The 14,284-nt window shown below is 67.0% G+C and carries 12 protein-coding genes and 1 pseudogene; 6 read left to right on the top strand and 7 right to left on the bottom strand.

Annotated elements, in window-relative coordinates; translation table 11 throughout:
- Positions 1 to 168: 168 nt before the first annotated feature.
- The 5 genes from ACJ4V0_RS15465 to recG all read right to left on the bottom strand — a co-directional run bounded on the left by ACJ4V0_RS15465 (position 169) and on the right by recG (position 5,176).
- On the bottom strand, positions 169 to 915 hold the full coding sequence (locus ACJ4V0_RS15465) for an SDR family oxidoreductase (RefSeq protein ID WP_448300489.1): 747 nt from the start codon (positions 913 to 915) through the stop codon (positions 169 to 171).
- Positions 916 to 999: 84 nt separating this feature from the next.
- Positions 1,000 to 1,782: a hypothetical protein gene (locus ACJ4V0_RS15460; RefSeq protein WP_448300488.1), complete on the bottom strand. Its 783-nt coding sequence runs from the start codon at positions 1,780 to 1,782 to the stop codon at positions 1,000 to 1,002.
- 8 nt (positions 1,783 to 1,790) lie between these two features.
- Positions 1,791 to 2,696, bottom strand: coding sequence for a PfkB family carbohydrate kinase (locus ACJ4V0_RS15455; protein ID WP_448300487.1), 906 nt, complete (start codon positions 2,694 to 2,696; stop codon positions 1,791 to 1,793).
- The gene (locus ACJ4V0_RS15450; RefSeq protein WP_448300486.1) at positions 2,693 to 3,058 is read right to left on the bottom strand and encodes a YbaN family protein; all 366 of its coding nucleotides are present in this window, start codon (positions 3,056 to 3,058) and stop codon (positions 2,693 to 2,695) included. The genes ACJ4V0_RS15455 and ACJ4V0_RS15450 overlap by 4 nt, the downstream gene beginning before the upstream one ends.
- Positions 3,059 to 3,061: 3 nt before the next feature.
- Entirely contained in the window at positions 3,062 to 5,176 is a 2,115-nt protein-coding gene (gene recG, locus ACJ4V0_RS15445; RefSeq protein WP_448300485.1) for an ATP-dependent DNA helicase RecG, read from the bottom strand.
- Positions 5,177 to 5,302: 126 nt separating this feature from the next.
- Between recG and ACJ4V0_RS15440 the strand changes: the two genes are divergently transcribed.
- The 6 genes and pseudogenes from ACJ4V0_RS15440 (at position 5,303) to ACJ4V0_RS15415 (ending at position 13,499) form a co-directional block, all read left to right on the top strand.
- On the top strand, positions 5,303 to 5,602 hold the full coding sequence (locus ACJ4V0_RS15440; RefSeq protein ID WP_448300484.1) for an FAD assembly factor SdhE: 300 nt from the start codon (positions 5,303 to 5,305) through the stop codon (positions 5,600 to 5,602).
- On the top strand, positions 5,602 to 9,120 hold the full coding sequence (mfd, locus tag ACJ4V0_RS15435) for a transcription-repair coupling factor (protein ID WP_448300483.1): 3,519 nt from the start codon (positions 5,602 to 5,604) through the stop codon (positions 9,118 to 9,120). Before ACJ4V0_RS15440 ends, mfd begins: the two co-directional genes overlap by 1 nt.
- Positions 9,121 to 9,402: 282 nt before the next feature.
- Complete coding sequence (clpS, locus tag ACJ4V0_RS15430) at positions 9,403 to 9,738, top strand: ATP-dependent Clp protease adapter ClpS (protein ID WP_448300663.1); 336 nt, start codon at positions 9,403 to 9,405, stop codon at positions 9,736 to 9,738.
- A 54-nt stretch (positions 9,739 to 9,792) separates the two neighbouring features.
- Positions 9,793 to 12,276 (top strand): ATP-dependent Clp protease ATP-binding subunit ClpA, encoded by a 2,484-nt coding sequence (clpA, locus tag ACJ4V0_RS15425; RefSeq protein ID WP_448300482.1) that lies wholly within the window; start codon positions 9,793 to 9,795, stop codon positions 12,274 to 12,276.
- A 132-nt stretch (positions 12,277 to 12,408) separates the two neighbouring features.
- Positions 12,409 to 12,960, top strand: a pseudogene (locus tag ACJ4V0_RS15420) (AzlC family ABC transporter permease); the annotation flags it as partial.
- Positions 12,961 to 13,148: 188 nt separating this feature from the next.
- On the top strand, positions 13,149 to 13,499 hold the full coding sequence (locus tag ACJ4V0_RS15415; protein ID WP_448300481.1) for an AzlD domain-containing protein: 351 nt from the start codon (positions 13,149 to 13,151) through the stop codon (positions 13,497 to 13,499).
- Here the strand turns inward: ACJ4V0_RS15415 and ACJ4V0_RS15410 are convergent, their stop codons facing one another.
- Both ACJ4V0_RS15410 and ACJ4V0_RS15405 read right to left on the bottom strand, forming a co-directional pair.
- Positions 13,500 to 13,946, bottom strand: coding sequence for an HIT family protein (locus ACJ4V0_RS15410; protein ID WP_448300480.1), 447 nt, complete (start codon positions 13,944 to 13,946; stop codon positions 13,500 to 13,502).
- A gap of 71 nt (positions 13,947 to 14,017) precedes the next feature.
- The gene (locus ACJ4V0_RS15405; protein ID WP_448300479.1) at positions 14,018 to 14,260 is read right to left on the bottom strand and encodes a hypothetical protein; all 243 of its coding nucleotides are present in this window, start codon (positions 14,258 to 14,260) and stop codon (positions 14,018 to 14,020) included.
- Positions 14,261 to 14,284: the final 24 nt, after the last annotated feature.

The raw sequence follows: 14,284 nt of genomic DNA, 5'->3' as shown, positions 1-14,284 counted from the left end.
AACCCAATGAATGGGGTCAAATTTGCGGGATCGGTGCCAACTCGATCTACTGTTATTGCAGCGGAAAATCGGCTGCCTTGAAACTTTTAATCATGTGGTCGAGGGTTCGATCCCCTCCCCGCTCACCATCCGAACAGCCTTGACCTGGCCGGCCTCAGGCGTTTCCGCTCAGAGCGAGAAGCCGCCATCGACGATGTGGATGGCGCCGGTCGTATAAGCGGCCTCGTCGGACGCCAGATAGACGGCCAGCATCGCCACTTCCTCCGCCGTCCCGAGCCGGCCGATCGGCTGGCGGTCGATGAACGCTTTCCGGGCGGCGGCTTCCGTCTGACCGGTCGCAACAGCCAGCGCCTTGATGCGCTCGTCGAGGGAGGGCGACTGGATGGTCCCCGGGCAGATCGCGTTCGACCGGATGCCCTTGCGGATGTAGTCGATGGCCACGGACTTGGTGAGGCCGATGACAGCAGCCTTCGATGCGCCATAGGCGTAGCGGTTGGGAACGCCGCGCACGGAGGATGCGCCGGAGGCGATGTTGACGATGGACCCCGCGCCCTTCTCCAGCATGCCCGGCAGGAAGGCGCGGATGGCCCGGTGCATGGATTTCACGTTGAGGTCGAAGGAGCGGTCCCAGTCCGCTTCGCTGGTATCCAGCACCGTTCCGTGATGCACCCAGCCGGCCGCATTGACCAGGATGTCGATCGGCCCGGTCTTGGCGGCGAGCGCCTCGACAGCGCGAGTCGAGGTGACGTCGAGGCGGAGCTTCCTCGCCTTGGCGATCCCCTCCAGCTTCGACTTGTCGATGTCGGTGGCGATCACCTTCGCGCCTTCGGCCACGAAGGCCTCGGCGATGGCTCGCCCGATTCCATGTCCGGCGGCCGTCACCACCGCCACCTTGCCCGCCAGCCTCTTGGCCATTTGTCTCTCCCAGCCTTGCCGTTCTCTGCGGCTCAAATCGATTGAAGTCGTGCCATGCACCGCGCTGCGCTGTCCAGCGGCGAGCTATCCTCCGAAACGCTGGGAGAGCTGCGTGTCAAAGGTCTTGAGATCGCCAAGGACGCGGTCGAGCAGGACGGGGTCGCGCAGGCGCAGGGCGGAATCGATGACGTCGATGGCCGCTGCGATGGCTTCCGAACCGCGGCGGAATTCGCCGTTTCCGGCCGGATCGAGGGCGGCAAAGGCCTCGCAACGCTTCAGTGCGAAGCGATAGACGGCGGAGCGCGCAACGATGTCGGCGCGGCTCTCGCCGCGTGTCATGTCGGTCGACGGGTGCCGGAGCGCGACCAGTGTTTGGAGGGCTTCGGTGGATTCCTCGAGGCACTCGATCAGGCCGTAGAGCCCGACGCTGCGGCGCATGCCGATCCATTCACGCTTCAGCGGTGCGAGTTCCTCGAGCGCGGTGTCCTGGCGTCCCTGCGCCAGAACCTCGGCGGCGCGGCGTAGGCGCGCCCGCCCCCCCTCCATCATCTCGGCGAAGAGATTGATGCGCGCTGCGATCGGCGGAGGGGCGGCCGTGACGGCGACGGTGGTCTCGTCCCACAGAGCAATGAGCGCCTTGAGCGAAGCCTCGGCCTCGTCGGCGCGTCCGTTCCTCAGGCTCATCGTCGTCGCGCGATACAGGAACTGCGCGTCCGTCAGGCCACGCAGCAACGTATCGGTTGCCCGGGCGCGGACCGGCTCGCCACCCGCGAGCAGGAGGAGGCCGACGAGGGCGGGAAGAAAGAGGGAGCGCAGGATTGTCGTCACACGCGGCAGCTTATCCCAATTCACGGCATCGTTCACCATGACGACCGTCATCCTCCCGCCAGCATGGCTTCCACCCGCTCCCGGGGCGGCATTCCCTTTCGGCCTCCGAATTCGGTGCATTTCAAGGCAGCGGCGGCATTGGCGAAACGGACTGCCAGGGCGAGCGGCTGGCCGTCTGCCAGAGCCACGGCGAGGGCGCCGTGCCAGGTGTCACCCGCCCCCAGCGTATCCACCGCCCGGACCGGGAAGGCGGGAACATGTCGGATCGCTCCATCTTCCATGAACCAGGCCCCGTTTGCCCCGTCGGTGACGAGATGGACGTTGGTGGCACCCCTCGAAGCCTCGGCCAGCGCCACGGGCAGATCGTCGATCCCCGTCCATTCGCGCAGGGCCGGGGCGGAAAATCCGACATGGCTCGCGAGCGCCAGCACCTCGGGATGCGTCGGCCGCCGGTCGGCGTCGAGGACCGAAGGCAATCCGAGCCGCCGCGCCTCTGGCAGCAAGGCCAGCGCCGCCTCGATCCAGCGGGTCTCGGCGTAGAAGGCGTCAGCGCCATGCAGGACGTCGGCAGGGAGCCAGCCGGTATCGGACGGAATGTCCGGATCGGAATAGCTGACGACCAGGCGTTCGCCGAGGCGGTCGACGATGACGGCCGACACCGGCGAGCGATGACCGGGGCAGCGTCGGACCCACCTGCAGTCGACGCCATCCCGCTCCAGTTCCTCGATCATGATGCCGGCGAAGGGATCATCGCCGAGCCTCGCGATGAGAGACACGTCGGCTCCCAGTCGGGCGCAGGCAGTCGCCGCATTTCCGGCCAGACCGCCCCCGGAGGTCGTCATCCGTGACGACCGGAATTTCAGCGGGACCGTCGGAATGGCGTCGAGCCCGTAGATGACGTCGAGTGTGGTGATGCCGGCACAGACGATGCGCGGTCGCGCGGATGTAGTCATGCGTTCGGCCTTGTCCCGACATAGAGGGCGCTGGCGGCAAGGGCGATGCCCGAGACGGCGATGCCGATGGGCGGGGCCGTCAGCCAGACGAGGCCCCAGGACAGGGCCATCGAGCCGATGGCGATCGCCTTGATCCGCGGTGCGATGGCGCCGCGGGCGCGCCACCGCCTCACCGGCGGCCCGAGGCGGGGATGATTGAGGAGCCACCATTCGAAACGCGGCGAGGAACGCGCGAAGCACCAGGCGGCGAGGATGAGGAAGATCGTGCCGGGTAGGCCGGGCAGGATGACGCCGGCGATGCCAATCACGGTGAACAGGCATCCGGCGAGAAAGAGCAGAAAACGGAGCGGACGGGCGACCATGCTCTAGCCGGCCTTGATGAGGCGGATCGCCTCGTTGCGTCCGAACAGGTAGAGCAGATCGCGCAGCGCCTCGCCACGGGGAGACACCAGCTGTGGGTCGGTCTCGATGACAAGACGCGCCTCATTGCGGGCGGTTTCCAGCAGCGGTGCGTGATGCTCAAGCCGGGCCAGCCGGAAGCCGGGCATGCCCGACTGCTTGGTGCCGAGGAGATCGCCTTCGCCGCGCAGTTTGAGATCCTCCTCGGCGATGCGGAAGCCGTCTTCCGTCGCGCGCAGGATGTCGAGGCGACGGCGCGCCGTCTCCCCTAGCGGTCCCTTGTAGAGCAGGATGCAGGTGGACGCGGCGGCGCCACGGCCAATGCGCCCGCGCAGCTGGTGCAACTGGGCGAGGCCGAAATGCTCGGCGTGGTCGACGACCATGACGGAGGCATCCGGAACGTCCACGCCCACCTCGATGACGGTCGTCGCGACCAGCAGGCGGGTCTCGCCACGCGAGAAGCGGCCCATCACCGCATCCTTGTCGGAGCCCTTCAACTGGCCGTGGACGAGATCGACCTGCCCACCGAATCGCTGGCGCAGCATGGCGAAGCGCTCCTCGGCGGCGGCGAGGTCGGGCGTGCTCTCGTCCGGTTCCTCATCCTCGGCGACCAGAGGGCAGACCCAGTAAACCTGCCGGCCGGTCTCCAGAGCGCGGCCGATCCCGTCCGCCACCTCGCCGAGCCGCTCCATGCCGATGACACGGGTATCGACCGGCTTGCGGCCGGCTGGCTTCTCGGTGAGTTGGGAGGACTCCATGTCCCCGAAATAGGTTAGCACCAGCGTGCGCGGAATGGGCGTCGCGGTCATGACGAGGAGATCGACCGCCTCGCCCTTGGCGGCGAGGGCGAGGCGCTGGTGAACGCCGAAGCGGTGCTGTTCGTCGATGACAGCGAGGCCGAGGTCGCGAAACCGGACGTGATCCTGGAACAGCGCGTGGGTGCCGACCACGATATGGATCGCGCCGGAGGCCAGCCCGGTGAGAATGTCCTCGCGCTCGCGGCCCTTCTCGCGGCCGGTGAGGATGGCCACCGTGAGTCCGGCTGCGGCGGCGAGCGGCGCGAGGGTCCGCGCGTGTTGGCGCGCCAGCAGTTCCGTCGGTGCCATGAGCGCCGATTGCCGCCCTGCCTCGGCGGCAGCGGCCATGGCCATGAGAGCCACCACCGTCTTGCCCGAGCCGACATCGCCCTGCAGCAGCCGCAGCATCCGGGTTGGCGCGCTTATGTCGGCGGCGATCTCGGCGATCGCTCTGGTCTGCGAGCCGGTGAGGGCGAAGGGCAGGGCGGTCTCGATGGCTTTGCGCAGGCGGCCGTCGCCGACATTCCGCCGCCCGGCGGGCCGCTTCAGATTGGCCCTCACGAGGCCGAGGGCGAGTTGGTTGGCGAGCAGTTCATCATAGGCGAGGCGGGACCAGGCCGCTCCCGCCGGAGCGAAGGTTTCGGGGCTGTCCGGTGTGTGCATCGCGCGCAGAGCCGCGGCGAATGCCGGCCAATCCTGGCGCGCAACGAGCCACGCGTCGATCCATTCGCCAAGCTGCGGCAGCCGGGCGAGAGCGGCCTCGGCGGCGCGGCGGACATGACCGGAGCCGAGCCCTTCGGTGAGCGGATAGACCGGTTCCATGAGGGGCATGGTCTCTGCCTGTTCGCGCGTCACCACGCGGTCTGGATGGACCATCTGCCTCATGCCGTCGAACAGCTCGATGCGGCCCGAGACCACCCGCGTCTCGCCCACCGGGCACATCTGCTCGATGCGGCTGCGATGCGCATTGAACCAGACGAGGGTCAGGTCGCCGCTCTCGTCGGAGACGAGGACCTTGTAAGGCGCGCGCGACTTGCCCGGCGGGGCAGGGCGGTGCTTCTCGATCAGAACCTCCACAGTGACGATCGCGCCGGGTTCGGCTTCGGCCAGTGTCGGCCGCGCCCGGCGGTCGATGAGCCCTGAGGGCAGGTGGAACAGGAGGTCGATCACGCGCGGCGGCCCCTCCGTGCCGAGGAGGCGCGCATAGAGGCTTTCGAGCTTGGCTCCGACGCCCTTCAGGGTCGTGAGGGGAGCAAAAAGGGGGTCGAGTCGCGCGGGACGCATGGCGGGAATGTACTGCCTGATTGAACCGCTGACATCGGTCGTGACGTTTGATAGTGACACGCTCACCACCGGGCGACGTCAGAATGGACGTCCCCGGCTTTCGCCGTTCTGCACCGGAGCCGCCCCATGACCGGGACCACCCGTTCCTCCGCCGATCTCGATCCGCGTCGGCGCAAGATCCTGTTCCGCTCCTGGCACCGGGGCACGCGCGAGATGGACCTGATCATGGGCCGCTTCGCCGATGTCCATATCGGCGACTTCACCGAGGCGGAACTGGACGATTTCGAAAGGCTCATCGAGGTGCCGGACCGCGACCTGTTCTCATGGGTCACCGGCAAGGCAGAGACGCCGGGGAACTATGACACGACGGTCTTCCGGTCGCTGAAGGCCTTCCATGCCGCGGGCAAGGGAGCCTGGAACGGCTGATGGCCAAACGTTCCCCCGCCGATGTCGTCGCCTCGCGCGGCCGCCTGACCCTGGCTGGCGTGCCGCAGGGCTATGACGCGCTCGTCATCGCCGACCTCGCCCGCCAGCTCCACGCCAAGGGCAACCAGGCGTCGCCCGAACTTCTGGTGATCTGCCGCGACGGGCCGCGCATGCAGGCGCTCGAGACGGCCCTGACGTTCTTCGCTCCGGGGATCGAGATCCTTCCTGTTCCGGCCTGGGACTGCCAGCCCTATGACCGTGCCTCGCCGAACGGCGCGCTCATGGCGCGGCGCATGCTCACCCTGTCGCGGCTCGCGCGCACGACCGGGCGCGCGACCCCCGCCATCGTCCTGACGACGGTCAATGCGGCACTGCAGCGGGTCCCGGCGCGCGCGCTTCTGGCGAAGCAGTCGCTGTCGGCCGCCGCCGGCAATGTCATTGCCATGGCGGACCTCCAGGTCTGGCTCGAGACCAACGGCTATCTGCGCACCTCCACCGTCCGCGAGGTCGGCGAATATGCCGTGCGCGGCGGCATTCTCGACCTCTATGCGTCGGGCATGGATGCGCCGATCCGGCTGGACTTCTTCGGCGACACGCTGGAATCCATCCGCTCGTTCGATCCGGAGAGCCAGCGCACCACGGGCAACCTGAAACGCCTCGACCTCGTGCCGACCTCGGAGGTGCAGATCACCACCGAGACCATGGTGAAGTTCCGCCTCGCCTATGTCAGGGCCTTCGGGGGCTCGACCAAGGGCGACGCGCTCTACGAATCCGTCTCGGAAGGCCGTCGCTATCCCGGTGTCGAGCATTGGATGCCGCTGTTCCACGACCGGCTGGACACGCTGTTCGACTACATGCCGGACGCCGGCATCGTGCTGGACGCTCAGGTTGAGGAGGCCGCGAAAGAACGGCTCACGACGGTCGCCGACTACTACGATGCCCGCAAGACGGCGATGGAGCACGACGCGGGCGGCGCTGCCTACAAGCCGCTGCCGCCGGATGCACTCTATCTCACCGCCGAGGACTGGGATCGTCGGCGGGGCGGCGAGGCCGTCGTCAGGCTCTCGCCCTTTGCGCTGGCCGGGTCTTCCGACGGGGCCTTGATCGACCTCGAGGGTCGCCGCGGCCGGTCCTTCGCCGCCGAGCGCGCAGACGAGAACGCCAATGTCTTCGACGCCGTCACCGCCCACGTCGCCGCGCTGCGCAAGGACAAGAAGCGGGTCCTGATCGCCGCCTGGTCCGAAGGCTCGCGCGAGCGCCTGCAGCCGATCCTCGAGGATCACGGGCTGAAGGCGATGCGGCCCGTGGCCAGTTGGTCATCCGCCGAGGCGCTGCGCGGCGACGAGATCGCGCTGGCCGTGCTCGGGGTCGAGGAGGGGTTCGAGACCCCTCACTTCGCCGTGATCGGCGAACAGGACATTCTCGGCGACCGTCTCGTGCGCGCCCAGAAGCGCAAGAAGCGCGCACAGGACTACATTTCCGAGGCGACCAGCCTGTCGGCGGGCGACCTCGTCGTCCATGTCGACCATGGCATCGGGCGTTTCATCGGCCTGGAGACGGTGACCGCCGCAGGCTCGCCGCACGACTGCGCCGAGATCCACTATGCGGGCGGCGACAAGCTCTATCTGCCGGTCGAGAACATCGAGCTCCTCTCCCGCTACGGTTCCGAGGATGCCGAGGCGCAACTGGACCGTCTCGGCGGCGGGGCCTGGCAGGCGCGCAAGGCGCGCATGAAGAAGCGCATCCTCGAAATGGCGGCGGGCCTCATCAAGATCGCCGCCGCGCGCGCGCTGCGCGAGGCGCCGAAGCTGGTGCCCCCCGACGGCGCCTATGACGAATTCGCGGCCAAATTTCCCTACGAGGAGACCGAGGACCAGGCCGGCGCCATCGACGCGGTGCTGGAGGACCTCGGCGCCGGCCGTCCGATGGACCGCCTGGTCTGCGGCGATGTCGGCTTCGGCAAGACGGAGGTGGCGCTGCGCGCGGCCTTCGCCGCTGTGATGAGCGGCAAGCAGGTGGCGGTCGTCGTACCGACGACGCTGCTGTCGCGCCAGCATTTCAAGACTTTCTCCGAGCGTTTCAAGGGCCTGCCGATCCATGTGGCGCAGGCCTCGCGCATGGTCGGCTCCGCCGATCTCGCTGCCACCAGGAAGGGGCTTGCGGACGGTACGGCCGACATCGTCGTCGGCACCCATGCCCTGCTCGGCAAGGCCATTGCCTTCAAGGATCTCGGCCTCGTCATCGTCGACGAGGAGCAACACTTCGGTGTCGCCCACAAGGAGCGGCTGAAGGAACTGCGGGCCGAAGTGCACGTCCTCACCCTGTCGGCGACCCCGATCCCGCGGACGCTGCAGCTCGCCATGACCGGCGTTCGCGACCTGTCGATCATCGCCACGCCCCCGGTGGACCGCCTCGCTGTGCGCTCCTTCGTGACGCCCTTCGACCCGCTGGTCATCCGTGAGGCGCTGCTGCGCGAGCGTTACCGCGGCGGCCAGGCCTTCTTTGTCTGCCCGCGCATCGAGGATCTCAGTGAGGCCGAGGCCTTCCTGCGCGAGCACGTGCCGGAGGCGAAATTCATCGTGGCCCACGGACAGATGGCGGCCGGCGAGCTCGAGGACAGGATCGGCGCCTTCTACGACGGCAAGGTCGACATTCTCCTGTCCACCACCATCGTCGAATCCGGGCTCGACATTCCGCGGGCCAACACGCTCATCGTCTGGCGCGCCGACATGTTCGGCCTCGCCCAGCTCTACCAGCTGCGTGGTCGCGTCGGCCGGGCGAAGATCCGTGCCTATGCGCTGTTCACGATTCCCGACAACAAGCCCGTGACGCCACAGGCCGAGCGTCGCCTGAAGGTGCTGCAGTCGCTGGACACGCTGGGCGCCGGTTTCCAGCTTGCCTCGCATGACCTCGACATTCGTGGCGCCGGCAACCTGCTCGGCGACGAGCAGTCGGGTCATATCAAGGAGGTCGGCTACGAACTCTACCAGCAGATGCTGGAGGAGGCCGTCTCCATGATGAAGGCAGGCCTTGTCGATGAGACGGTGGAAGACAAGTGGTCGCCGCAGATCACGGTCGGCACGCCGATCCTCATTCCCGAGGCCTATGTCGAGGACCTCAACCTGCGCCTCTCGCTCTATCGGCGTCTGGGCGATCTCGACACCGACGAGGCAATCGACGCCTTCGCCGCCGAGATGATCGACCGATTCGGGCCCTTGCCCGAAGAGGTGGAGCACCTCGTCAAGGTTGCCGTGATCAAGGCCTATTGTCGCAGGGCCAATGTCGAGAAGGTCGATACCGGCCCGCGCGGCATCGTTCTCACCTTCCGCGAGCAGAAATTCGCCAATCCTGCCGGCCTCGTCCGCTACATCGGCGAGCAGGGCTCGCTGGCGAAGGTGAGACCCGATCAGAAGATCGTGTTCATCCGCGACTGGCCGAAGGCCGATGACCGTCTGAAGGGCACGGCTATTATCCTGCGAAATCTCGTGAAGATCGCCGAGGCCAAGAAGGCGGTGTGAGTTCCGGGGCGCCGCCGCGCCGGCCGGCCAATCCGGCGCGTGGTTTGCGGCGTAGCTGCAGGGGACTGGCGGGAGCGTTCACCGAACCCCACTATTACGATTAGAGTGGTCTTGCCTGTCCCGGCACGATTCTCGCATTCTTCCCCGCCAGGCTGGCTCTGGCTTGGACATTGATGGATCACACATCTTGGATGTGCCGGCGCTCCGGCACCAGACTGGACCATGACTGAGGACGCTATGTCTATCGACTGCGGCCGGGCCGCGCGGAGTTCGACCCGGGCCATGGCAGGGAAACGTGACGAGCGCGACCAGGATCCGGGCGGACCGGGCACCTCGGTCATCGCCAAGACGCGCCCGCAGACGAAGCGGCCGAGCCTGTATCGCGTGCTGCTGCTGAACGACGACTACACGCCCATGGAGTTCGTCGTGCACATTCTGCAGAAATTCTTCAACAAGAGCACCGACGACGCCACGCGTATCATGCTTCATGTCCATCAGCACGGCGTCGGCGAGTGCGGGGTCTATACCTACGAAGTCGCGGAGACCAAGGTCACCCAGGTCATGGATTTCGCACGGAAGAACCAGCATCCGTTGCAGTGCGTGATGGAAAAAAAGTGAAACTGCTCGATACTCTTCGCGCTCCGGCGCGCATCGATCGTTGACGAGGTTCCCTTGCCCGCATTCTCCCGCAGCCTAGAACAGTCGCTCCATCGTGCCCTCGCGCTCGCCAACGAACGCCGGCACGAATATGCGACGCTTGAGCACCTCCTGCTGGCGTTGATCGACGACCAGGACGCCGCCGCCGTGATGAAGGCGTGCAGCGTCGATCTCGACAGGCTGAAGAGGAGCCTCGTCGGCTACGTCGACACCGAGCTTGAAAACCTTATCACCGACGGCTCGGAGGATTCCAAACCCACCGCGGGGTTCCAGCGCGTCATCCAGCGCGCGGTGATCCACGTCCAGTCGTCGGGGCGGGAGGAGGTCACGGGGGCGAACGTGCTGGTGGCGATCTTCGCCGAGCGCGAGAGCCACGCCGCCTATTTCCTGCAGGAGCAGGACATGACCCGCTATGACGCGGTCAACTACATCTCGCACGGCATCGCCAAGCGGGCAGGGCTCTCCGAGAGCCGGCCGCCGAAGGGAGCCGACGAGCCCGAGGAGGCCAAGGAGAAGGTCTCCGACGGCGACAAGAAGAAGGGCGACGCACTCGATACCTATTGCGTCAACCTCAACAAGAAGGCGCGCGAAGGCCGCATCGACCCGCTGATCGGCCGCGACAGCGAGATCAGCCGAACGATCCAGGTGCTGTGCCGCCGCCAGAAGAACAACCCTCTGCTCGTCGGCGATCCCGGTGTCGGCAAGACCGCCATCGCCGAGGGCCTCGCCAAGCGCATCGTCGAGAACGACGTGCCGGAGGTTCTCAAGGACGCGACCGTCTTCTCGCTCGACATGGGCACGCTGCTTGCCGGCACGCGCTATCGCGGCGATTTCGAGGAGCGTCTGAAGCAGGTGATCAAGGAGGTGGAGGCCCACCCCAACGCCATCATGTTCATCGACGAGATCCACACCGTCATCGGTGCGGGCGCCACCTCCGGCGGCGCCATGGACGCCTCGAACCTGCTGAAGCCCGCGCTGGCCCAGGGCACGCTGCGCTGCATCGGCTCGACCACCTACAAGGAATACCGCCAGTATTTCGAGAAGGACCGCGCCCTCGTCCGCCGTTTCCAGAAGATCGACGTCACCGAGCCGACGGTGGAAGATTCCATCGAGATCCTGAAAGGGCTCAAGACCGCCTTCGAGACCTATCACAAGCTGCGCTACACCAACGAGGCCATCAAGGCAGCGGTGGAACTGTCGGCCCGCTACATCCACGACCGCAAGCTGCCCGACAAGGCGATCGACGTGATCGACGAGAGCGGCGCGGCGCAGATGCTGGTGCCCGAGGGCAAGCGCAAGAAGACCATCGGCATCAAGGAGATCGAGGCGACGATCGCCACCATGGCCCGGATCCCGCCGAAGACCGTCTCCAAGGACGACGCCGAAGTGCTCCGCAACATCGAGACGACGCTGAAGCGTGTCGTCTATGGCCAGGACAAGGCGATCGAGGCGCTCTCGGCCTCCATCAAGCTCGCCCGCGCCGGCCTGCGCGAGCCGGAAAAGCCCATCGGCAACTACCTGTTCTCCGGCCCGACCGGCGTCGGCAAGACCGAGGTCGCCAAGCAACTCGCGCAGGTGCTCGGCGTCCAGCTTCTGCGCTTCGACATGTCGGAATACATGGAGCGCCATACGGTCTCGCGACTGATCGGCGCGCCGCCCGGCTATGTCGGCTTCGATCAGGGCGGCCTGCTCACCGACGGCATCGATCAGAACCCCTATTGCGTGCTGCTGCTGGACGAGATCGAGAAGGCCCATCCGGACCTTTTCAACATCCTCCTGCAGATCATGGACCACGGAAAGCTGACCGATCACAACGGCAAGCAGGTCGACTTCCGCAATGTCATCCTGATCATGACGACCAACGCGGGCGCCGCCGATCTCGCCAAGCCGGCGATCGGCTTCACCCGCAACAAGCGGACCGGCGACGATTCGGAGGCGATCAATCGGCTCTTTGCACCCGAATTCCGCAACCGCCTCGATGCCGTCATTGCCTTCGGCCACCTCTCGACCGAGGTGATCGGCAATGTCGTGGAGAAGTTCATCCTGCAGCTTGAGGCGCAGCTCGCCGACCGCCAGGTGACGATCGAACTGGCACCCGACGCCAAGGAGTGGCTGATCGAACGCGGCTACGACGAGCAGATGGGCGCCCGCCCCATGGCCCGCGTGATCCAGGAATACGTCAAGAAGCCGCTCGCGGAGGACCTGCTCTTTGGGCGCCTGAAGAATGGCGGCCATGTCAGGGTGATCGTGTCGAAGGACGAGGAGGGCTTCCCCATTCTCGGCTTCGATTATCCGGCGGGCCCCGTCACGCCGAAGCCCGAGCCTGTCGCCCCGGACGTGCGCCGCATCGCCAGGCGCGCTGCTGCGAAGAAGGTGCACGGCACGTCAGGCAAGCGCAAACCGAAGGGTGGTTCCGGGGGACCCGGCGACGGTCCTGGTCCGGCAGAGCCGAGGCGCCCGTCAGGCTCGGTTCCGAAGGTTCCGCTCAAGGCCGACTGAACGGTCGCGACACAATGATGGAGCCCGGCCCGGTGTCGCCACCCGGCCGGGCTCTGTCTTTCGGGCGGCCGAATGGCCCGCATGCAGCTTCGCGCCTTGCCATGACGCTGCGCCTGGCCGAGTGATCCTTCTGTGATCGACGCTCGCGAGCCCCCCTATCGACCGCTGTCCCAGGGCGCCTATTACCGGCGCGGTCTCCGGGCGGCGCTCGCCCTGCCGGCGGTGATCCTTGCCGCCACCTTCATCGGCATCGGCTCTGTCTGCGCCGACTACGGCATGCCGCTCCTGTGGGCCATGCTGGCGACCGTGCTGATCTGGGCTGGGCCGGCCCACCTCATCCTCGTCGGCGGACTCGGCTCCGGCGCCTCGTGGCTCGCGGTGGCGCTGACGGTCGGCCTGTCCTCGGTCCGCCTCCTGCCCATGGTCGTCTCGCTGCTGCCTTATCTGAGGCTGCAGAACCGCCATCCGCTGACGGCCATCCTCTGCGCGCATCTGGTGGCGATCTCCATGTGGGTCGAGGGCCTGCGCCTGCTTCCGCAGATCGAGGGGGAGGGGCGAGTGCCCTTCTTCCTTGGCCTTGGAACCGGGCTCCTGACATCGGCGACGACGGCGACGGCGGTCGGATACGGCCTCGCCGGCATCATTCCGCCCGCTTTCGCCGCAGGCCTCCTGTTCCTGACGCCGATCTTCTTCCTGCTGTCTCTGTTCACGACGGCACGTATGCTGTCCGACCGGCTGGCGATCGTCGCCGGGTTCTTCGGGCTGCTGCTCGGGGCGCTCGCCGGCGACGGGCTCGAACTTCTCTACGCGGGCGTCGGCGGCGGCACGCTCGCCTATGCCCTGGCGCGTCTGAAGCGGGCGAGGGCGGCTTCATGACCTTCGTCGGCTCCGACCTGACGCCCTACCTCGCGCTGATTCTCGTCGGATTCCTGCCGAGCGAGATCTGGCGCTGGCTCGCCCTTGTCGTGGGGCGCGGCCTCGACGAATCCTCGGAAATCCTGACCTGGGTGCGCGCCGTCGCCACGGCGACCCTCGCGGCAGTCGTCGCCAAGCTCGCCTTCTTTCCCGGCGGGGAACTCGCGGGCATGCCACTCGGCTGGCGTGCCGCGGCCTTTGTGGCGGGTGTCGGCATCTACTGGGCCGCGCGGAAGTCCGTGCTCTATGGCGTCCTTGCCGCCGAAGCGGTCATCGTCGGCGGGGCGGTATGGCTCGGCCTGAAGTGATCAGCCGCCGGCCTGCATGGCTTCGAGCGCAGCCCGGATCGTCGCGGCATGCTGCGCGAGGACATCGGAGTTCTCCATCGCGCCGGTGTGCGGCCTGAGGGAAACGCCTGTCCAGCGCGGCAGCACGTGGACATGGATGTGGAACACCACCTGGCCGCCGGCGCTCTCGTTGAACTGCTGGATCGTCAGACCGTCGGCCGCCATGGCGCGCTTGACGCCCTTGGCGACGAACTGCGTCGCCTTGGCCAGTTCGGCGAGATCCTCGGGATGGATGTCGAGGATGTTGCGGGCGGCGGTCTTCGGAATCACCAGCACGTGGCCGTCGGCGCGCGGCATGATGTCCATGAAGGTGAGGACCTTGTCGGTCTCGTAGACCTTCTCGGCCGGCATTTCGCCACGGAGAATCTTGGCGAAGACGTTGCTCGGATCATAGGCGGCAGCAGACATGAAAACACCCTCGCGGCAGGTCCCGCGAGGGTGTCGCAATCGCAGCGCGCGGCGTCAAGCGCCGCGGCCGGTCACCAGTAGTAGCGGCGACGATAGTAGCGGCGGCGGATGAAGTAGACGCGGCGGCGCGGGCGGTAGTAGTACCGGCGGCGACGGACGATGTAGTACTGCATTTCCGTGGGCTGGCCCGCAGGCGCCGTCGCCGGAGCAACGGGGGCCGTGGCCGTGGCGGGAGCGGCCTGAGCCGATCCGGCGGCCGCGGCGACGGCAAGACCGCCAAACACGGCGGCAACGAACGTACGACGCTGAAGCATGGAATAGTCCTCCTGGCAGGTGGC

Source organism: Phreatobacter aquiterrae, from assembly GCF_053471285.1.
This window is presented reverse-complemented; position numbering and strand designations above follow the sequence as displayed.